The 21187-nt window shown below is 73.5% G+C and carries 15 protein-coding genes; 11 read left to right on the top strand and 4 right to left on the bottom strand.

What is annotated here, in order from left to right; genetic code table 11:
• Positions 1-54 precede the first annotated feature (54 nt).
• From AMK27_RS03020 to AMK27_RS03045, 6 genes are all read left to right on the top strand, one after another.
• Positions 55-918 (top strand): oxygenase MpaB family protein, encoded by an 864-nt coding sequence (locus tag AMK27_RS03020; RefSeq protein ID WP_073902444.1) that lies wholly within the window; start codon positions 55-57, stop codon positions 916-918.
• Between the two features lie 26 nt (positions 919-944).
• Positions 945-3329, top strand: coding sequence for a serine/threonine-protein kinase (locus AMK27_RS03025; RefSeq protein ID WP_073902445.1), 2385 nt, complete (start codon positions 945-947; stop codon positions 3327-3329).
• Positions 3330-3686: 357 nt separating this feature from the next.
• Positions 3687-5303: a phytoene desaturase family protein gene (locus AMK27_RS03030; protein ID WP_073902446.1), complete on the top strand. Its 1617-nt coding sequence runs from the start codon at positions 3687-3689 to the stop codon at positions 5301-5303.
• A gap of 236 nt (positions 5304-5539) precedes the next feature.
• The gene (tdh, locus tag AMK27_RS03035; protein ID WP_073902447.1) at positions 5540-6574 is read left to right on the top strand and encodes an L-threonine 3-dehydrogenase; all 1035 of its coding nucleotides are present in this window, start codon (positions 5540-5542) and stop codon (positions 6572-6574) included.
• A 3-nt stretch (positions 6575-6577) separates the two neighbouring features.
• A complete protein-coding gene (locus AMK27_RS03040; RefSeq protein ID WP_073902448.1) occupies positions 6578-7777 on the top strand; it encodes a glycine C-acetyltransferase in 1200 nt (399 codons plus the stop codon).
• A 37-nt stretch (positions 7778-7814) separates the two neighbouring features.
• Positions 7815-8723 (top strand): LysR family transcriptional regulator, encoded by a 909-nt coding sequence (locus tag AMK27_RS03045; RefSeq protein WP_073902449.1) that lies wholly within the window; start codon positions 7815-7817, stop codon positions 8721-8723.
• A 16-nt stretch (positions 8724-8739) separates the two neighbouring features.
• Here AMK27_RS03045 and AMK27_RS03050 read toward each other — a convergent pair whose 3' ends face one another.
• On the bottom strand, positions 8740-10557 hold the full coding sequence (locus tag AMK27_RS03050; protein WP_073902450.1) for a serine hydrolase domain-containing protein: 1818 nt from the start codon (positions 10555-10557) through the stop codon (positions 8740-8742).
• 171 nt (positions 10558-10728) lie between these two features.
• Here AMK27_RS03050 and AMK27_RS03055 point away from each other — a divergent pair, with 171 nt between their 5' ends.
• Positions 10729-11853: an NAD(P)H-dependent flavin oxidoreductase gene (locus tag AMK27_RS03055; RefSeq protein WP_073902451.1), complete on the top strand. Its 1125-nt coding sequence runs from the start codon at positions 10729-10731 to the stop codon at positions 11851-11853.
• Positions 11850-13406: an acyl-CoA synthetase gene (locus AMK27_RS03060; protein WP_073902452.1), complete on the top strand. Its 1557-nt coding sequence runs from the start codon at positions 11850-11852 to the stop codon at positions 13404-13406. The genes AMK27_RS03055 and AMK27_RS03060 overlap by 4 nt, the downstream gene beginning before the upstream one ends.
• A 37-nt stretch (positions 13407-13443) precedes the next feature.
• Here the strand turns inward: AMK27_RS03060 and AMK27_RS03065 are convergent, their stop codons facing one another.
• On the bottom strand, positions 13444-14937 hold the full coding sequence (locus AMK27_RS03065; RefSeq protein ID WP_073902453.1) for an MFS transporter: 1494 nt from the start codon (positions 14935-14937) through the stop codon (positions 13444-13446).
• Between the two features lie 254 nt (positions 14938-15191).
• Here AMK27_RS03065 and AMK27_RS03070 point away from each other — a divergent pair, with 254 nt between their 5' ends.
• Positions 15192-15896 (top strand): GNAT family N-acetyltransferase, encoded by a 705-nt coding sequence (locus AMK27_RS03070; protein ID WP_073902454.1) that lies wholly within the window; start codon positions 15192-15194, stop codon positions 15894-15896.
• 51 nt (positions 15897-15947) lie between these two features.
• Here the strand turns inward: AMK27_RS03070 and AMK27_RS03075 are convergent, their stop codons facing one another.
• Positions 15948-16916 carry a nitroreductase/quinone reductase family protein gene (locus AMK27_RS03075; RefSeq protein ID WP_079188163.1) on the bottom strand — a complete coding sequence of 323 codons (969 nt, stop codon included), beginning with the start codon at positions 16914-16916 and terminating at the stop codon, positions 15948-15950.
• Between the two features lie 153 nt (positions 16917-17069).
• Between AMK27_RS03075 and AMK27_RS03080 the strand changes: the two genes are divergently transcribed.
• On the top strand, positions 17070-17474 hold the full coding sequence (locus AMK27_RS03080; protein ID WP_073903872.1) for a MarR family winged helix-turn-helix transcriptional regulator: 405 nt from the start codon (positions 17070-17072) through the stop codon (positions 17472-17474).
• A 41-nt stretch (positions 17475-17515) separates the two neighbouring features.
• Positions 17516-18613: a calcium:proton antiporter gene (locus AMK27_RS03085; protein ID WP_073902456.1), complete on the top strand. Its 1098-nt coding sequence runs from the start codon at positions 17516-17518 to the stop codon at positions 18611-18613.
• A gap of 30 nt (positions 18614-18643) precedes the next feature.
• Here AMK27_RS03085 and AMK27_RS03090 read toward each other — a convergent pair whose 3' ends face one another.
• Positions 18644-21076 carry a penicillin acylase family protein gene (locus tag AMK27_RS03090; RefSeq protein WP_073902457.1) on the bottom strand — a complete coding sequence of 811 codons (2433 nt, stop codon included), beginning with the start codon at positions 21074-21076 and terminating at the stop codon, positions 18644-18646.
• Positions 21077-21187: the final 111 nt, after the last annotated feature.

The following is a 21187-nucleotide window of genomic DNA, read 5'->3' on the forward strand; positions in this document are numbered from 1 at the left end:
GGTTCCACGGAGCCGGTTCGGACGTAGCCTGAACGGTATGAGCGAGGACGCTTCTTGAGTGCCGACCCGGGGCTCTTCGGACCCCGTTCCGTGACCTGGCAGGTGCACAGCGACCCGGTCATGTGGATCGCCGGCGTGCGGGCCCTGTGGCTGCAGGCGCTGCACCCCGTCGCCGTACGCGGCGTCATGATCAACAGCAGCTTCCGGAAGGACCCCTGGGGGCGGCTCATGCGGACCGCCGACTTCGTCGGAACCCTGAGCTACGGGACCACCGAGGCCGCCGAGGCGGCCGGGGCACGGGTGCGCCGCATCCACCGGCGGCTCGGCGTGGACGACCCGGAGCTGCTGCTCTGGGTGCACTGCGCCGAGACCGACTCCTACCTCTCGGTCGCACGCCGCTCGGGCATCCCGCTCACCGACGCCCAGGCCGACCGGTACGTCGACGAACACCGCACCTCGGCGCGGCTCGTCGGGCTCGACCCGGCCACCGTCCCCGGCTCCACCGCCGCGCTCGCCGCGTACTTCGCGACCGTACGGCCCCGGCTCCAGGCCGGCGCGGACGCCCGTACCGTCGAGGACTTCCTGCGCCGGCCGCCGGTGAAACCCCTCCTGGTACCGGCGCGCGAGGTGATCTGGCGGCGCGTCGCGGCGCTCGCCTACGACACCCTGCCCCCGTACGCCCACCGGCTCTACGGCCGTCCCGCCCCGCCGCCGGAGACCGTCACCCGCCGCCTGACCACCACGGCCGCCCTGCTGCGCCGCGTCCCCGCCCGGCTGCGCTGGCGGCTGCCGCCCGGGCACATCCTCCGCGCCATGGACCGGCTCGGCCCGGGAGCGCGACCCGACCCTTACACGTACCCCGCCCCGTACCCACTGTCCGAACCGGCGTCCATACTGGAGGAGCCGGGACAGGCGTAGGAGATCGACGGGGGCGGCAGCACACGATGGGGGACTCCAGACTGATCCAGGGCCGGTACCGCCTGCACGAGGTCATCGGTCGCGGGGGCATGGGCGAGGTGTGGCGCGCCACCGACGAGGCGCTCGGCCGCGGGGTCGCCGTCAAGTGCCTCAAGCCGATCGGACCGCAGCAGGACCCGCAGGTCCTCACCGTGGTCCGCGAGCGGTTCCGGCGCGAGGCGCGGGTGGCCGCCGCGCTCCAGCACCGCGGCATCACCGTCGTGCACGACTTCGGCGAGTACGACGGGGTGCTCTTCCTCGTCATGGAGCTCCTCGAAGGACGCAACCTCAGCCAGCTCCTCGCCGCCAACGCGCAGCACCCGCTGCCCGTCCACGACGTCGTCGAGATCGCCGACCAGGTCGCCGACGCCCTCGCGTACACCCACGGGCACGGGATCGTGCACCGCGACCTGAAGCCCGCGAACATCATGCGGCTGCGGGACGGGACGGTGAAGATCTGCGACTTCGGCATAGCGCGCCTCGGCGCGGACGTGGGCTTCACGTCCAAGCTCACCGGCACCGGCATCGCCATGGGCACGCCCCACTACATGTCGCCCGAGCAGATCGGCGGCGGCGAGATCGACCACCGCAGCGACCTCTACTCGCTGGGGTGCGTGCTGTACGAACTCGCCACCGGCGCCCCGCCCTTCGACCTGGGCGACTCCTGGGCGATCCTCATCGGACACCGCGACACGGTGCCGAGTCCGCCGCGCGCGCACCGGGCCGAGCTCCCCGACTACTTCGACCGGATCGTCGTCGACCTGCTCGCCAAGGCACCGGCGGAGCGGCCGGCCGACGCGGGGGACCTGCGCCGCCGGATCGTGACGGGGCGGGTCGCGCTGTCCCTGCCGGGGACGGCCGGCGTCGCCGGCGCGTCGCAGGCCGGGTCGACCGTGGTTCCGGGGCCGGGGCCGGGCTCGGGCTCGGGCTCGGGCACGACGGGCGGGCCCGGCGCCGGCCCGGCTTCCCAACCCGGGGCGGGGACCGGGGCCGGCTCCCTGCCCGGGATCGGCACCGGTGCCGATCCCGGACTGACCGTCCCCATGCCCGCCTGGGTCCGGGCCCTCACCGGCGGGCACCGGCCCGCGGACGCCGCAGGCGCGCCGCGCCCGGTCGCCCACGACCCCGCCGCGGCCGTCCTCACCACGGAATGGACGACCGCCGCCGCGACCGCGGGTGCCACGACCACCGGCGGCACGCCCGCGCCGCACGCGCCCGCGCCGATGAGCCCCGCCGCGTCCGCCGAGCTCATCGCCGTGCTCGCCGGCCGCTACCGGGCGGGCATGGGCCTCGGCCGGCTCGGCCGCTGGGACGAGGCCGAGTCCGTGCACCGGTCCGTCGCCGAGCACCGCGCGGCGGTCCTCGGCGAGGACCACCCGGACACCCTGGCCAGCCACTACGAGGTCGGCTTCGCCCTCGCCCGGCTCGACCGCCCCGCCGACGCGCTGCGGGTCTTCGGCACGGTCGCCGACGCCCGCGCCCGTGTCCTCGGCGAGGACCACCCCGACACCCTCGCGGCCCGGCAGGAGCGGGCGTACGCGCTCGGCCGCCTCGGACGGCACCCCGAGGCGTACCAGGTGTACGTCACGGTGCTCGCCGCGCGCGAGCGCACGGTGGGCCCCGACCACCCGGACACCCTGCGCTGCCGCCACAACCTCGCCTTCACGCTGGGCCGCCTCGGGCGCCACGAGGAGTCGTACCGTACGGCCCGGGAGGTAGCGGAAGCGCGGGCGCGGCTGCTCGGCGAGGACCATCCCGACACGCTCGTGACCCGGCGCGAAGTGGCCTACACGCTCGGGCGGCTCGGGCGCGGCGACGAGGCCCTCGCCCAGTACCGGGCGGTCGCCGACGCGCGCGCCGCCGCCCTCGGGCCCGACCACCCCGACACCCTGGCCGCCCGCTACGAGACCGGGGTCCTCCTCGGCCGGCTCGGGCAGGCCGCGGACGCGCTGGGCGTCTGCCGCGACCTCGTCGCCGCACGCACCCGCGCGCAGGGCGCCGACGGCCCCGAGACCCTCCGCGCCCGCCACGCCCTGGCCGTCAACCTCGGCCGGCTCGGCCGCTGGGACGAGGCCCTCGCCGCGTCCGAGAGCGTCCACGCGGACCGTGAGCGGGTCCTCGGCCCGGACCACCCGGACACCCTGCTGAGCCGCCGGGAGACCGCCGTCGCCCTCGGCCGGCTCGGCCGCTGGGAGGAGGCGCTCGCCTCGCACAGCGCGGTCGCCGCGGCCCGCACACGGCTCATCGGCCCGGCCCATCCCGACACCCTCGCGGCCTTGGACGACGAGGCCCACTGCCTGGAGCGCCTGGGCCGCCACGCCGAGGCCGCCGCCCTCCACCTGAGAGCGGCGACCGCACCACCACAACCCTGACCGGCCGGGCCCCTCCGGCGCCTCAGCCGACTGGCTCCGTCACCGCAGCCCTGAGCGGCCTGGCCCCGTCACCACAACCCTGAGCGACCCGGCCCTGCCACGGCGGGCCGAAGCCGACCGGACGGCCGCATGCGGGAGCCGACCGGGCTCGCGGCAGACCTGCCGCCGACCGGGCCCGAGGGAAAGGGCAGCCGCAGACCAGACCCGACCGGGCCCGCCACCGCAGCCCCGATCCCGTCCCGCCCGCCCTCCGCAGGAGCCGCGCCCCGCGACCGGCCCCATAGGGCGGAACCCGGGGGCGGTGGGCCCGGCGTGCCGGCCTCTTCCCCGGTCGCCGCCTCCGTGTGAGCATGAGCCATGACTGCCCCTGACCTGCTCCCGGACGCCCGGCCCGTCTCCCGCTCGTACGACGCCGTCGTCGTCGGCGGAGGACACAACGGCCTCGTCGCCGCCGCCTACCTCGCCCGCGCCGGGCGCTCCGTGCTCGTCCTGGAGCGGCTCGGCTCCACCGGTGGGGCCGCCGTCTCCACCCGGCCGTTCGCCGGGGTGGACGCCCGCCTGTCCCGGTACTCGTACCTCGTCTCGCTCCTTCCGGAGAAGATCGTGCGCGACCTCGGGCTGCGGTTCGCCGTACGGAAGCGGTCCATCTCCTCGTACACCCCGAAGGGCGACGGCGGCCTGCTCGTCGGCGGCGGCGCCGACCGCACCCGCGCCTCCTTCGCCGAACTCACGGGGTCCGACCGCGAGTACGAGGCCTGGCAGGCCTTCTACGAGCGCACCGGCCGCGCCGCCCGCCGGATCTTCCCCACCCTGACGGAGCCGCTCCCCACCCGCGCCGAACTCCGCGCCCGGGTGGACGACGCCGACACCTGGCGGATGCTCTTCGAGGAGCCGCTGGGCGTCACCGTCGAGCGGGAGTTCGCCGACGACCTCGTCCGCGGCGTCGTCCTCACTGACGCCCTCATCGGCACCTTCTCCGACGCGCACGACCCGACGCTCCTGCAGAACCGCTGCTTCCTCTACCACGTCATCGGCGGCGGCACCGGCGACTGGGACGTACCCGTCGGCGGCATGGGCGCCCTCACGGACGCCCTCGCCGACGCGGCCCGTGCCGCCGGGGCCGACATCCGCACCGGCCACGAGGCCACCCGGATCGAGACCGACGGGCAGCGCGCCGCGATCACCTTCCGCACCGCCGACGGCGAGGGCACCGTCGAGGCCGGTCACGTCCTCGTCAACGCCTCACCCCGCGACCTCGCCGCCCTCCTCGGCGACGCACCCCCGCCCGCCCCCGAAGGAGCCCAGCTCAAGGTCAACATGCTGCTGACCCGGCTGCCGAAGCTCCGCGACCGCTCCGTCGACCCGCACGAGGCCTTCGCCGGCACCTTCCACATCGCCGAGGGGTACGGCCAGCTCGCCACCGCCCACGCCGAGGCCGCCGCCGGCAGGCTGCCCTCCGCGCCGCCCTCCGAGATCTACTGCCACTCCCTGACCGACCCGACGATCCTCGGCGGCGAACTCGCCGCCACCGGCCACCACACGCTCACCCTGTTCGGGCTGCACACCCCCGCCCGGCTGTTCGCCGCCGACAACGACGGCACCCGCGCCGCGCTCCTCGCGGCGACGCTCGACCAGCTCGACGCCCACCTCGACGAGCCGATCGCCGACTGCCTCGCCCTCGACGCGGACGGCCGTCCCTGCATCGAGGCGAAGACGCCGCTCGACCTCGAACGCGAGCTGCGCCTCCCGGGCGGCCACATCTTCCACCGCGACCTGTCCTTCCCGTGCGCGGCGGAGGGCGCGGACGCCGGCACCGGCACGGGCGGCGGCGCCGGTGCGGACGCGAGCCCCGGCCGCTGGGGGGTCGAGACGCGCCACGCCAACGTGCTCCTGTGCGGCGCGGGCGCGATCCGGGGCGGCGGAGTCAGCGGAATCCCCGGCCACAACGCGGCGATGGCGGCCCTCGGCCGCTGACCCGGAGGCCCGTCGCGCGGCCCGGACGGAAGGCCCCCGCGGGGGGCCTCTCCGTTCGGACGCGTTGACGTCGCCCCGCCCCCGCCTGTGGTGTGAAGCTGATCTGCGAGCGCGCTTAAGAAATCCTCGATGGACCGCGAGCGCTTCGTACGGAAGATTCTGTTCCAGGGATCTTGGGCGCGCTGCCGTGCCCGCACCCCGCACATCACAGGACACGCACGTCGGGAGCCGTGGCATTGAAGGCGTTGGTCAAGCTGAAGGCGGAGCCGGGACTCTGGCTCACGGACGTGCCCGAGCCGGAGACCGGTCCCGGCGACGTCCTCATCAAGGTGCTGCGGACCGGTATCTGCGGGACCGACCTGCACATCCGCTCCTGGGACGGCTGGGCGCAGAAGACGATCGCCACGCCGCTGACCGTCGGCCACGAGTTCGTCGGCGAGGTCGTCTCCGTCGGCCGTGACGTCGCCGACATCACCGCCGGCGACCTGGTGAGCGGCGAGGGCCACCTCGTCTGCGGCAAGTGCCGCAACTGCCTGGCCGGCCGCCGCCACCTCTGCCGCGCCACCATCGGCCTCGGTGTCGGCCGGGACGGTGCCTTCGCCGAGTACGTGGCGCTGCCCGCCTCCAACGTGTGGGTGCACCGCGTCCCCGTCGACCTCGACATCGCCGCGATCTTCGACCCCTTCGGCAACGCCGTGCACACGGCGCTCTCCTTCCCGCTCGTCGGCGAGGACGTCCTTGTGACCGGCGCGGGACCGATCGGCATCATGGCCGCCGCCGTCGCCAAGCACGCCGGCGCCCGCAGCGTCATGATCACCGACGTCAGCGAGGAGCGCCTCGCCCTGGCCCGCAAGACGGGCGTCACGCTCGCCCTCAACGTGGCCGAGCAGACCATCGCCGACGGCCAGCGCACCCTCGGGCTCAAGGAGGGCTTCGACGTCGGCCTGGAGATGTCGGGCAACCCGCGCGCGATGCGCGACATGGTCGCCAACATGACCCACGGCGGCAAGATCGCCATGCTGGGCCTGCCCAGCGAGGACTTCGCCGTCGACTGGGCGAAGATCGTCACCTCCATGATCACGATCAAGGGCATCTACGGCCGCGAGATGTTCGAGACCTGGTACGCGATGTCGGTGCTCCTGGAGGGCGGACTCGACCTCTCGCCCGTCGTCACCGGACGGTACGCGTACACCGACTTCGAGGCCGCCTTCGACGACGCGGCCTCCGGCAAGAGCGGCAAGATCATCCTCGACTGGACTGCGGGAGCCTGACCCATGTTCGATTCCGTACGCGACGACATCCGTGCCACTCTCGACGAGATCCAGAAGGCCGGACTCCACAAGCCCGAGCGCGTCATCGGCACCCCCCAGTCGGCCACCGTCGCCGTCACCTCGGGCGGCCGCCCGGGCGAGGTGCTGAACTTCTGCGCCAACAACTACCTGGGCCTCGCCGACCACCCCGAGGTCGTCGCCGCCGCCCACGAGGCGCTCGACCGCTGGGGCTACGGCATGGCGTCCGTCCGCTTCATCTGCGGCACGCAGGAGGTGCACAAGGAGCTGGAGGCGCGCCTCTCGTCCTTCCTCGGCCAGGAGGACACGATCCTCTACTCCTCCTGCTTCGACGCCAACGGCGGTGTCTTCGAGACGATCCTCGGGGCCGAGGACGCCGTCATCTCCGACGCCCTCAACCACGCCTCGATCATCGACGGCATCCGGCTCTCCAAGGCCCGCCGCTTCCGCTACGCCAACCGCGACATGGCCGACCTGGAGCAGCAGCTCAAGGAGGCCACGGAGGGCGGCGCCCGCCGCAAGCTCATCGTCACCGACGGCGTCTTCTCCATGGACGGCTACGTCGCGCCGCTCGGCGAGATCTGCGACCTGGCCGAGCGCTACGACGCCATGGTCATGGTCGACGACTCGCACGCCGTCGGCTTCGTCGGCCCCGGCGGCCGCGGCACCCCCGAGCTGCACGGCGTGATGGACCGCGTCGACATCATCACCGGCACCCTCGGCAAGGCCCTCGGCGGAGCCTCCGGCGGCTACGTCGCGGCCCGCGCCGAGATCGTCGCCCTGCTGCGCCAGCGCTCGCGCCCGTACCTCTTCTCGAACACCCTCGCCCCGGTCATCGCCGCCGCCTCCCTCAAGGTACTCGACCTGCTGGAGTCCGCGGGCGACCTGCGCGACCGGCTGCGCGCCAACACCGAGCTGTTCCGTACCCGGATGACGGCGGAGGGCTTCGACATCCTCCCCGGCGACCACGCCATCGCCCCCGTCATGATCGGCGACGCGTCCGAGGCCGGCCGCATGGCCGAGCTGCTCCTGGAGCGCGGCGTGTACGTGATCGGCTTCTCGTACCCGGTCGTGCCGCAGGGCCAGGCCCGCATCCGCGTCCAGCTCTCCGCCGCCCACTCCACGGAGGACGTGAACCGGGCCGTCGACGCGTTCGTCGACGCCCGCGCCGCCCTGCGGGGCTGAGGCGCTCGCATGCCCTCCGGCCTGCGAGACTGGGGGAATGATCGAAGCGCGGCGGTTGCACATCCTCCGTGCGGTGGCCGACCACCGCACGGTCACGGCGGCGGCCGCCGCGCTCTATCTGACCCCCTCCGCGGTCTCCCAGCAGCTCGCCGCGCTGGAGCAGGAGACCGGCCACCGCCTGGTGGACCGCAGTGCCCGCGGCGCCCGTCTCACCCCGGCCGGCGAGATCCTGCTCAGCCACGCCAACGCCGTCCTGGCCCAGTTGGAGCGTGCCGAGTCGGAACTCGCCGCCTACGGCTCCGGCGAGGCCGGTACGGTCACGGTCGCGGCCTTCGCCACCGGCATCGGCCTCGTGGTGGCCCCGGCCATCAGGGCCCTGGCCGACGCGGCCCCCGGCATCCGGGTCCGGGTGCGGGACGCCGAGGGCGACGAGAGCCTGATGATGGTCCTCGACCGGCAGGTCGACGTGGCCGTCGCGGTCGAGTACCGGGGCGCGCCCGGCGAGGACGACGCCCGCCTGACCCGCGTCCCGCTCTACGCGGAGCCCTTCGACGCGGTGCTGCCGCCCGGCCACCCGCTGGCGGCCGGCGAGCGGGTCGCGCTCGGCGACCTCGCGAAGGACGCCTGGATCGGCCAGTCCGCCGGCAACCCCTGCCATGACGTGACCGTCCTGGCCTGCGAGTACGCCGGGTTCACGCTGAACCCCGAGCACTCGTCCGACGACTTCCGGGCCGTCGTCGCCCTCGCGGCCGCGTCCGCCGGCGTGGCGCTCGTGCCGCGTTCGGCCCTGCGCGGGATGGAGCTCACGGGGGTGGAGGTCCGTCCGATCGAGGGCGTCGCCCCGACCCGCAGGGTGTTCGCCGCCGTCCGGCGGGGCGCGGAGGACCATCCGTTGATCAGCCCGGTGCTGACCGCCTTGGGCGTGGCCTCGGAATCCGGCGCCTGACGGCGGGCCCCGCGGGTCAGTCGGCGGACCTGGTCCAGCCGTCCGCCGTGATCCGTGCCCCGTCCGCCGGTCGCGCCTCGTCGAACACCGGGCGTGCCCGGGCGTCGAGAAGCCGCAGCCCGTCCACGTAGACGCCCCGCCCCACGTACCGCTGGTCCGTCGTGCACCGCCAGCGCAGGAGTGCGTCCGTCCCGGGCAGCGGCGCGGACACGGTGTGCCAGACGCGGCCCGACCAGCCGCCCACCGCGCCCGCCGGGTGCTCCGTGCGGCCGTCGGTGGTGAAGGGGACCGGCCGCCAGGTCGTGCCGCCGTCGGCCGACGCCTCGAGGACGGCCGTGTCGGCGCCCGGCTCGGTGTCCCACCACAGAGCGCACTCCAGGCGGGCGGCGTCCGGAACCGGGGGGAGCGTCAGCGTGGCGGTCGTGGCGCTCGCCATCCCGGAGAACCAGGCGGTACGGCCCCGGTCGGGGCGGACGGGGACGGCGCGGGCCAGGTGGTCCGCCGCGGCGACGCGGGGGGCCGATCCGGAGCGCCAGGAGCGCACCGGGTGGACGGAGTTGCCGAGGACGATCAGGAAGGCGTCGGTCGTCGGGTCGAGGACCAGGCTGGTGCCGGTGAAGCCGGTGTGTCCGGCCGTCCGGGGCGTGGCCATCGCGCCCATGTACCAGTGCTGGTAGAGCTCGAAGCCGAGCCCGTGCTCGTCGCCGGGGAACGCGGTGTTGAAGTCGGTGAACATCAGCTCCACCGAGGCGGGGGAGAGGATGCGGGACCTGCCGTACGCCCCGCCGTTGAGCAGGGTGCGGGCGAGGATCGCGAGGTCCCAGGCGCGGGAGAAGATCCCGGCGTGGCCCGCGACACCGCCCAGGCTGTGGGCGTTCTCGTCGTGGACCTCGCCCCGCACCATGCCGCGGTCGAGACCGGACCAGGGCGGGCGGGCGTCCTCGGTGGCGGCGATCCCCGGCCGCCAGGAGAGCGGTGGATTGAAACGAGTGCGGTGCATCCCGAGCGGAGCGGTGATCTCGTCGTGGAGCAGCACCTCCAGACCGAGACCGGTGATCTTCTCCAGGATCAGCTGGAGCGTGATCAGATTCAGATCCGAGTAGAGGTACGTCGAGCCCGGCGGATTCGCCGGCGCCTCGTCCCAGATCAGCCGCAGCTTCCCCTCCCGCGTCGGCGCCTTGTACAGCGGGATCCACGCCCGGAACCCCGAGGTGTGGGTGAGCAGCTGACGGACGGTGACGTCCTGCTTCCCGGCGCCGCCGAACTCCGGCAGGTACGCGGTGACCCTCGCCTCGAGCTCCAGCGCCCCGCGCTCGATCTGCTGCACGGCGAGGATCGAGGTGAAGAGCTTCGAGACCGACGCCAGGTCGAAGACGGTGTCCTCGGTCATCGGGACCTGCTCGTGCGGCGGCAGCTCCACGCCGGTGTCGGTCGTCTCGTCGTACGACGCGTACCGCACGGCCATGCCGATCGGCCGGTGCAGGGCCACCGTCCCGCCCCGCCCGGCGAGCAGGACGGCGCCCGCGTACCAGGGGTGCCTGGGGGAGGGGGCGAGGAAGGCCTCGGCGTCCGTGACCAGCCGGTCCAGGTGCTCCGGCAGGAGTCCCGCCCGCGCGGCGGACCCGCGTCGCAGGGTGGTCCTGCGCGCGCCGGGTGCGGTTCCGCCATCGGCCGCTCCCGGGCCCGTCGCTTCCCGGCCGTCCGGGCCCGGCCCCGGGTCCGCCGCCGCGGCCCCCGGAATCGAACCGATCATCAGCGCACCTCCCAGGGCGAGGGCCGCGCCGCCGAACGCCCGGCGGCTCGGGCCCCGGTCCCTCCTGGACTCCTCCGTCATGCCCACCCTCTCCCACAGCCCTTTGAAAGAAAACTTCGGCCACGCCGGAAATCCTGAAACTTTCTTACCGGAGCCCGGGCGGGTCGCGGAAGCGTCCGGCGCCCCAAAGAATCTGACGATGCATCAGAAAACCTCTTCCCTCCGTCGCGCCGCTGCGGCATCCTGCCGCCCATGAAGACGGAGCTGAGTCGCACCCTGGGGATCGAGCACGCCATCTTCGGCTTCACGCCCTTCCCCGCGGTGGCCGCCGCACTGACCAGAGCCGGCGGGTTCGGCGTCCTCGGCGCGGTCCGCTACACCGCCCCCGACGACCTCGCCCGCGACCTGGACTGGATGCAGGACCACACCGACGGCCTGCCCTACGGCCTCGACGTCGTGATGCCCGCCAAGAAGGTCGAAGCCCCGGGAGACCAGACACTCACCGAGGCCGAGGTCGAGGCCATGATCCCGGAGGAGCACCGGGCGTTCGTCCGCGCCACGCTCGCCAAGCACGGCGTGCCCGAACTCGCCGAGGGCGAGGCCTCCGGCTGGCGCATCACCGGCTGGATGGAGCAGGTCGCCCGCAGCCAGCTCGACGTGGCCTTCGACTACCCGATCAGACTCCTCGCCAACGCCCTCGGCTCCCCGCCCCCGGACGTCGTCGCCCGCGCCCACGACCAGGGCGTCCTCGTCGCCGCCCTCGCCGGCAGCCCCCGGCACGCCCGGCACCACGCCGACGCCGGGATCGACATCGTCGTCGCCCAGGGCTACGAGGCCGGAGGCCACACCGGAGAGATCGCCTCCATGGTGCTCACCCCCGAGGTCGTCGACGCCGTCTCCCCGCTGCCCGTGCTCGCCGCCGGCGGCATCGGCAGCGGCGAGCAGATCGCCGCCGGACTCGCCCTCGGCGCCCAAGGCGTCTGGCTCGGCTCCGTCTGGCTCACCACCACCGAGGCCGAGCTGCACTCCCGCGCCCTCACCGCCAAGCTGCTCGCCGCCGGTTCCGGCGACACGGTCCGCTCCCGCGCCCTGACCGGCAAGCCCGCCCGCCAGCTCCGCACCGAGTGGACCGACGCCTGGGACGACCCGGCGGGCCCCGGCCCGCTCCCCATGCCGCTCCAGGGCCTGCTGGTCGCCGAGGCCGTCTCCCGTATCCAGCGGTACGAGGTCGAACCGCTGCTCGGCACCCCCGTCGGGCAGATCGTCGGCCGGATGAACTCCGAGCGCAGCGTCCAGCAGGTCGTGGACGAGCTCACCCGCGGCTTCGAGAAGGCCGTCGACCGCATCAACCGCATCGCCGGACGGAGCGAGGCATGAGCCAGCCGAACGCAGCCACCGGATTCTGGGCCCAGGCCACCGCGGACCCCGGCCGTACGGTCCTGATCGCACCCGACGGCGAGGAGTGGACCGCGGGCCGCCTGCACGCCGAGGCCAACCGACTGGTCCACGGGCTGCGGGCGGCCGGCCTCGAACGCGGCGACGCGTTCGCCGTCGTCCTGCCCAACGGGCCCGAGTTCTTCACCGCCCATCTCGCCGCGAGCCAGGCCGGGTTCTACCTCGTCCCGGTCAACCACCACTTCGTCGCACCCGAGATCGCCTGGATCGTCGCCGACTCCGGCGCCAAGGTCCTCCTCGCCCACGAGCGGTTCGCCGACGCCGTGGCCCCCGCCGCCGACGAGGCGGGACTGCCCGCCACCCACCGGTACGCCGTCGGGACGATCCCCGGCTTCCGCGCGTACGGCGACCTGCTCGAAGGGCAGGACGCGAGCCCGCCCGCCGACCGCACCCTCGGCTGGGTCATGAACTACACCTCCGGCACCACCGGGCGCCCCCGCGGCATCCGCCGCCCGCTCCCCGGCAAGCTCCCCGAGGAGACCCACCTCGGCGGCTTCCTCGGCATCTTCGGCATCCGGCCGGCCGACGGGAACGTCCACCTCGTCTGCTCGCCGCTCTACCACACGGCGGTGCTGCAGTTCGCCGCCGCGGCCCTGCACATCGGGCACCCGCTGGTCCTCATGGACCGGTGGACTCCCGAGGAGATGCTCCGGCTCATCGACCGGTACGACTGCACCCACACCCACATGGTCCCCACCCAGTTCCACCGCCTGCTCGCCCTGCCCGAGGAGGTGCGGAACCGGTACGACGTCTCCTCGATGCGGCACGCCATCCACGGCGCCGCGCCGTGCCCCGAGCACGTCAAGCGGGCGATGATCGACTGGTGGGGCCGGTGCGTCGAGGAGTACTACGCCGCGAGCGAGGGCGGCGGAGCCTTCGCGACCGCCGAGGAGTGGCTGAAGAAGCCCGGGACCGTCGGCCGGGCCTGGCCCATCAGCGAACTCGCCGTCTTCGACGACGACGGGGTCCGCCTGCCGCCGGGTGAACTCGGCACCGTCTACCTGAAGATGAACACCGGCGGATTCCAGTACCACAAGGACGAGGCGAAGACCGCGAAGAACCGCATCGGCGACTTCTTCACCGTCGGGGACCTCGGCCTCCTCGACGAGGACGGCTACCTCTTCCTGCGCGACCGCAAGATCGACATGATCATCTCGGGCGGGGTCAACATCTACCCGGCCGAGATCGAGGCCGCCCTCCTCGCCCACCCCGCCGTCGCCGACGCCGCCGCCTTCGGCATCCCGCACGCCGACTGGGGCGAGGAGGTCAAGGCGGTCGTCGAGGCGGCCGAGGGGCACGCGCCCGGAGCGGCGCTCGCCGAGGAGATCCTGGCCCACTGCGCCGACCGCCTCGCCGGCTTCAAACGCCCGAAGTCGGTCGACTTCGTCCCGGCCATGCCGCGCGACCCCAACGGCAAGCTCTACAAGCGCCGCCTGCGCGACCCGTACTGGGAGGGGCACGACCGCCCGCTCTGACGACCCGGCTGGCTCCCGGCCCGGGGACTGCGCCCCTTCAGGGGGTCGCGTCCGCGGGCGGGGAGCCGTCCTGGGGCGTCGACTTCGCCGAGAGCGGCGTCGCGATGTCCTCCAGCGACCGGCCCTCCGCCGCTACGGCGAAGAACAGGGCGACCAGACCCGCGAGGACCATGAGGGCGGCGCCGACGCAGAAGGCGATGACGGCGTCCCCGACGACCCCGCTCTCCGTCAGTTCGGCGAAGAGCAGCGGGCCGGAGATGCCGCCGGCCGCCGTTCCGATCGCGTAGAAGAACGCGATCGCCATCGCCCGTGTCTCCATGGGGAAGATCTCGCTGACGGTCAGATAGGCGGAACTGGCGCCCGCGGAGGCGAAGAAGAGGACCACGCACCAGCAGGCGGTCATAGTCGTCGCGTCGAGGCTGCCGCGGTCGAAGAGCCACGCCGTGCCGAAGAGCAGCAGCCCCGACAGGATGTACGTTCCGGCGATCATCGTGCGCCGGCCGACGGTGTCGAAGAGACGGCCGAGCAGCAGCGGACCGAGGAAGTTGCCGAAGGCGATCACGGCGAAGTAGTAGCCCGTGCTGCCGGTCGGGACGTCGAAGAACTTCACCAGGATGGAGCCGAAGCCGAAGGTGATGGCGTTGTAGAGGAACGCCTGCCCGATGAACAGGGAGAAGCCGAGGACCGCCCGCTTCGGGTAGGAGCGGAAGAGCGTACGGGCGATCTCGACGAAGCCGATGGAGCGGCGCTGCTCGATGGTGATCGACCGGTCCGGCTCCGGGAGCCGGGTGTGCTTCTCCTCCTCCACCCGCTGCTCCACCTCGGCCACGAGTTCCTCCGCGCCCTCCGACCGGCCGTGGATGAGCATCCACCGGGGGCTCTCGGGTACGTGCCGCCGGACGAGCAGGATCACGAGGCCGAGCACGACACCGAGCCCGAAGGTCAGCCGCCAGCCCACGTCGATCGCGAAGATGTCGGTGTCCAGCGCCACGACCGAGAGCAGGGCGCCGCCGACGGCGCCCAGCCAGTAGCTGCCGTTGATGACGAGGTCGACCCGGCCCCGGTACTTGCTCGGGATGAGTTCGTCGATGGCGGAGTTGATGGCCGCGTACTCGCCGCCGATGCCGAATCCGGTGAGGAAGCGGAAGAGGAAGAACCACCACACGGAGAACGACAGCGCGGTCATCGCCGTCGCCGCCAGATAGACCGCGAGGGTGATCAGGAACAGCTTCTTCCGTCCGTAGCGGTCGGTGAGCCACCCGAAGAACAGGGCGCCCGAGCAGGCGCCCGCCACGTACAGCGCCGCGGCCGTGCCGGTGACCTGCGCGTCCGTGATGGGCAGTCCGCTGCCCTCCTCCGAGAGGCGGCCGGCCATGCTGCCGACGATGGTCACCTCGAGGCCGTCCAGGATCCACACGGTGCCGAGGCCGATCACGATCATCCAGTGCCATCGCGACCACGGCAGCCGGTCGAGCCGGGCCGGGACCTTCGTCGTGACGGTGCCGATCACCACATCGTCAGGGGGAGGCATGACACGGCTCCTTGTCGTCGGGGGGCATGACACCGCTTCTTGCCGCTGGGCGTCGAGCGCAACCGTGCCAGGCTGTCCCACCCGGTGCCGCCGCACGGACGCGGACACGGCCTCCGGCCCGCGAACCCGCCACCTGGCCGTCACCCGACCGGGCCCGCGGCCCGCAGAGAGGCCCCCTCTAGACTTCGTGCGCGAGGAGGTCTCCCACGGTGACCGCCTTCCCCATACGGCACGGAACTGAGAGGGACAACACGATGGCGGGCCGCGATCCCTTCGTACTGGACGACCCCGTGGGCGAGTCCCTCAGGGGACGCCACGCCCCACTGGCCCGCAGCGTCGGCAAGGCCGTCACCTATCTGCCGGACGTCTCGACCTTCGCCGCCGTGTCCACCGACCCGGATCCGGCGAAGTGGGACGACCTCACCGCACTCCTCGGCCGGGGTGCCTTCGCCGACATGTTCAGCTGCCCGGTGCTCCCGCCGTCGGACTGGGAGCCGGTCTTCGTCCTGGAGGGCCGCCAGATGGTCCGGCCGGGCGACGGCGCGTCAGGACGCCCGGACGACGCGGCGGACGACGGCGTGGTCGAACTGGGCGCGGACAGCCTGCCCGAGATGCTGGACCTGGTCGAACGCACCCGGCCCGGGCCGTTCTGGTCCAGGACCCCGGAACTCGGCACCTACCTCGGCATCCGGGAGAAGGGCGTCCTGGTCGCCATGGCCGGAGAGCGGCTCCGTCCTCCGGGATGGACCGAGATCAGCGCGGTCTGCACCGCGCCCGAGGCGCGCGGGCAGGGCCACGCCGCCCGCCTGGTCGGCGCGCTCGCGGCACGCATCGAGGCGCGGGGCGAAGGGGCCTTCCTCCACGTGGCCGAGGCGAACGCCGGGGCCCGCGCCCTCTACGAGAAGCTCGGCTTCGTGACGCGCAGGCAGGTGACCTTCCGCGGCTTCCGCACGCCGTAGGGACCGAGGCCCGCGAGGAGGGCGGGGCGGGGGTGCGGGCCGCCGCCGGGGCTAGGTTCGGGGCTCGGGCCGGGACCGCGTGAGGGCCGGGACCAGCTGGGCCTCCTCGTAGGTGAAGTGCTCCTCCAGCCGGGTGGCCAGCCGGTCCACCTCGGCACGGAGGGTCGCGGGTGCGGCCCCCGAGGTGAGGAGCGCCTCCAGTTCCTCCACCGTGCGGGCGACCACCTTGTGCTCCTCGCGCATCCGGTCCAGCGAGTCGGACAGCTCCGGGAACTCGCGCTCCAAGAGGTCGAAGGCGCTGTCCTCGTTGTGGTGGTGGGCGTGCAGCGCGCCGCAGAACGTCAGGCAGTGGCGGGCGAGCTGACCGCCGAGCGTCGGGGTGCCCCGTACCACGGTGTCGGCCGTGGCCGCCGATCCTGCAGGGCCCGTCGCCTCTGCCGATCCCGCCTGGCCGGCGACATCCGCCGCGTCAGCCGGACCGGCCGTCTCCGACGCCGCGGAACCCAGCCCCTCGCGTAACGCCGTCAGCTCGGCGCGCAGTTCGGTGTGGACCTTGACCAGGTGGTCGGCGATCGCCCGGTGCCGCGCCGGGTCCCCGAGGTCGACCGGGTGCAGGGCGACGACCGGGATGAGCCGGTCCGTGGCCGCCTGATAGGCCGCGAACCCCGGGTCGCGTTCCGCCTGTTCCGCGTACAGCCGGTCCCGCTCCTCGCCCTCCGTCACCACCGCCGTCGCCCCGAAGCGCTCGACGGTCCCCTCCGGGGTGCCGAGTTCGACGGTCACGTACGGGTCGGCGCTGAGGTTGTGGAACCAGGCGGGGTGCTTCGGGCCGCCGGCGTTGGAGGCGAAGACGAGCAGCCGTGCCCCGTCGCGCACGTACACGGCGGGGTTGGTGTGCGCCCGCCCGCTGCGGGCGCCGGTCGTGGTGAGCAGGAGCAGGGACGCGCCCTCGAACATCCCGCCCACCCGGCCGCCGTTGGCGCGGAACTCCTCGATGACCTGTCGGTTGAAATCGGGCATGGCTGTGCCTTCCGGTAGCATCGATCCCGACGGATCTATTTGCTTTGAAAGCAAAGCTAAAAGGGAGGGTGCACCGTGTCAACCGCACACGAGGGGGACGAGGCCGCCGCCGGGCCGGAACTCGACGAGGCGGTGCGGACGTTGCTGCTGCTCATGCCTCGCATGGTCTCGCGGGCGAAGCGGATCAGGATTCCCGAGGAACTGCAGACGCTCACGCTCGCGCCCCGCCATCTGTCCCTGCTCGCCTATCTCCTGTTCGACGGGTCGCTGAGCGTCAACGAACTCGCCGCCCGCCTGGAGATCGCCCCGACGACCGTGAGCCTCATGGTGGGGGACCTGGCGAAGAAGGGCGTACTGGAGCGGGTCGAGGACCCCGCCGACCGCAGGCGCAAGATCGTCTCCATCGCGCCGGCGCACGCCGCCGCCATCGACGGCTGGCTCGGCCGCAGCGCCGATGCCTGGCGCTCCGCCCTCGCCCCGCTCGACGCGGCGCAGCGGCGGATGTTCCTCGAGACCCTCACCGCGTACGAGCGCGGCCTCAGCGACCCCTTGGATTGACCGAACCGGGCGAAAGCCCCCTTTGTGGCAGGATGCGGATCATGAGTTCGAGCACGGCGTCATTGACACGACAGTGGACCACCTGGGGGCCGGTGGTGGCGGCGCTTGCGCTTGTCGCGGCCTGGGGTCGCGATCTGCCGGGATTCGCCGTCGGGTTCATCGCGCTCTGCCTGATCGCGGCCGTCCTCGCGGCGGTCCACCACGCCGAGGTCATCGCCCACCGGGTGGGTGAACCGTACGGCTCCCTCGTCCTCGCCGTGGCCGTCACCGTCATCGAGGTCGGACTCATCGTCTCGCTCATGGTGGGAGGCGGCGAGAAGACCTCGACCTACGCACGCGACACCGTGTTCGCCGCCGTCATGATCACCTGCAACGGCATCGTGGGCCTCTCCCTCCTCGTCGGCGCGCTCCGCAACCGGGTCGCTGTCTTCAACGCCGAGGGCTCCGGCGGCGCGCTCGCCACCGTCTGCACCCTGGCCACGATGACGCTGGTCCTGCCGACCTTCACCACCAGCCACCCGGGCCCCGAGTTCTCCGGCGTCCAGCTCGCCTTCGCCGCCGTCGCCTCCCTCGGCCTGTACGGCGTGTTCGTCGGTGTCCAGACCGTCCGGCACCGGGACTACTTCCTCCCCGTACCGCGTCCCGGCCAGGAGTCGGAGGACGAGCACGCGGACCCGCCGACCCGGCGCGACGCCTGGACCAGCCTCGGACTCCTCGTGGTCGCCCTCGTCGCCGTCGTCGGCAACGCCAAGCTGATCTCCCCGACCATCGAGGACGGCGTCCAGTCGGCGGGCCTCCCCAAGGCGGTCGTCGGTGTCGTCATCGCCCTGATGGTGCTGCTGCCCGAGACGCTCGCCGCCGTCCGCGCGGCCCGCAGAGACCGCGTCCAGACCAGCCTCAACCTCGCCTACGGCTCCGCGATCGCCAGCATCGGCCTGACGATTCCGGCGATCGCGCTCGCCTCGATCTGGCTGTCCGGGCCCCTGGTCCTCGGTCTCGGCCCGCTCCACATGGTCCTGCTCGTCCTCACCGGCGTGGTGAGTGCCCTGACCGTGGTGCCCGGACGGGCCACGCTCCTCCAGGGCGGCGTCCATCTCGCGATCTTCGCCGCCTTCGTGTTCCTGTCGTTCAGCCCCTGACGGGCCCCGCGCCGGGCGGCGCGGAACCGTTCAGCCCCTGGCGACCACCACCCGCAGCGCCGGCGAGCGCAGGATGTCCTTCTCGCAGAACCGGGAGGTCACCCAGCGCTCGCCCGCGTACAGCCGGGTCTGGTCGCTGAAGTGCGGCGACACCGGGTTCGAGGACTGGGAGTACGAGAGCAGGGTGCGGGCCACCGGGCACCGGCCGCCGTCCCAGCCCACCGCCTGGACATGGCTGGTCCCGTGCGCGACCTCGGTGTAGCCGCCGCCCGCCGGGTTCCACACCGACTCCGTCTTGTTCCAGATCCCCAGGGCCTCGGTGCCGCCGCTCACCGGGATCCGTTCCCCGTTCCGCACCACGAACTGGTGCGCGCCGAGCGGTGCGTCCAGCGGGATGCCCGCCGCCCGCAGCTCCGCCACCGCGTCCGTGAGGGCCTTCGTGAAGCCCGGTGCCGCCGTGTTCAGGGTGTGCGGGGTGCGGACCGGGTCCGCCGCCGAGAACGGCACCGTCCACTGCTGGGCCGACGGCACCGCCGCCGTGAACCTCCGCCAGAAGCGGTCGAAGAGCAGTGCGCCCCTGCTGTCCGTGTCCACCGTCCGGTCCCAGGCACCGATCACCCGGCACGCCTCGGGATCGTCCGGCAGCGCCGTCCCGCAGGCCCGTGCCGCGTCGGCCGCCGCCAGATCACCGGCCGGAGCGCGGTTGGCGAACTGCTGCCGCTGCAGGTCGGGCACCGTCAGACCGCCGCGCGCCGCCATCGCCGCCACGTCCTCGACGCCCCCGCGGGTGCGCAGCGAGCGCTGCGTGGCGGTCGTGCCGAAGATCCGCTCGTAGCCGGTCAGCGGCCGGTCGGCGTTGGTCAGCCAGGCGCTGTCGTTGGAGTTCGCCACGTACGGCGTGTCCCGCAGCACCGGCATCCTCGACGGTCCGAAGACGCCCGGCTGCACCGCGTCCGGGTCGGAGCCGAGCGCGCAGTCCGACCGCGAGCCGTCGAGCACCGCCACCCCCGACGCGGGGTAGGTGGCCCGGCCGAGCGGCGTGGAGCAGCGCGCCGCGAGCTCGTCGGTGATCCGGGGCAGCACCTGCGCCTGGCTGAAGTAGGAGTGGCCCGACGAGTCCGCCGCGACCGTGTTGACCCAGGGCAGCCCCTGGGTGCGTCGCAGGGCCTCGGCGATGTCCCGGGTGGAGCGGGCCCTGCCGAAACCGAGCGCCGTGTCGGAGCCGCGCAGGTTGCTCGCGTTGGGGTCGTTGAGCGCGTACGCCGTGCTCGCCGTCCACGGCAGCGGCAGCTGCGCGCCGAGACCGCCGACGACGGGGCCGTACCGGGTCCACCACTGGGTCCGGGTGACCGGGGCGCCGCCCTTGACCGGGACGGTCACCCGGCGCTGCGTCATCCGCTCAGGCCGGCCGTCCACCAGGTACGAGGTCGGGTCGCCCGGGGCGAGCGCCAGCTGGTGCAGGTTGAGCGGTACACCGGTGGCGACGGTGTGGCTCCAGGCCACCTTGTCGTTGAAGCCGATGTTCACGACGGTCGTCCCGAGGAGCGAGGCGCCCGAGACGTTCAGCTCTCCGGGGATGGTCTGCTGCGACTGCCAGAACCGGCGGCCGCCCTGCCAGGGGTAGTGCGGGTTGCCCAGGAGCAGGCCGCGCCCGTTCGCCGTGGCGGCCCCCGAGAAGGCGACGGCGTTGGAGCCCATCGTGGCGTTCTCGGCGGCGAACAGCTCCCGCGCGGCCTCGGCGGCCCGCTCGGGATCGGGCGTCTGCGCGGAGGCGTCGGAGGTCGGGACGGGCGTCCGCCCGCCCCTGCCGGTCCCGAGGCCGGTGGGAGCGGCCGGCGGCCGGGCGGCGGTGATGCCGTCGACGGCGCGGCCCTGGCCGCCGAGCACCGAGACGGCGAAACCGCGCCGGGCCACGTCGAGGGCCGACACCGGGCGGACCCAGTCGGCCTTCGCGCAGGCGGGATCCGTGACGCGGTTCTTCCGCAGCCAGGCGTTGTACCCGGCGGCCCAGCCGCGCATGAGCTCCTTGAGATCGCGGCTCGGACCGGCCGGCGCGGGGGTGGCGAGCAGCGCCTCGACGGTTCCGGCGTCGCGCACCCCGCGGAAGTACAGGTCGCTGGAGAGGTTCGTGGAGGCGGAGGACAGCGAGCCGTCCGGGGCGGCGTCCGGGCCGAAGTACCGCGACCGCTGCCCGTTCACCGTCAGGAAGCCGTCCGCGAGCACGCAGATCTGGTCGGCGGCCTGGGCCCAGCCCGTTCCAAAGCCGAGGTTCGCGTAGTCCTTGGCCACGATGTGCGGGATGCCGTACTCGGTGTACCGGATGACCGCGGAAAGGCCCCGGTCGGACGGGTGGTGGCCCCGGCTCCCGGAGTCGGCGGCCGCCGCGCCGGGCAGCGTGGCGGTGACGACGGCGAAGGCGGACGCCGTGAGCGCGAGGTGTTTCAGGCGGGTACGGAGGTGCAAGGTTCCTCCCAACGGACGGATGGGCACTGCGGGTTGGACCATGCACGCAGCCGCGCGCCGCTGTGTCAACATCCCGTTCGGTATCCGAGGTCCGGCCCTGTCCGGCGCGCC

Origin of the sequence: Streptomyces sp. CB02009 (genome assembly GCF_001905825.1) — a bacterium.
In the GTDB taxonomy this organism is placed as follows: domain Bacteria; phylum Actinomycetota; class Actinomycetes; order Streptomycetales; family Streptomycetaceae; genus Streptomyces.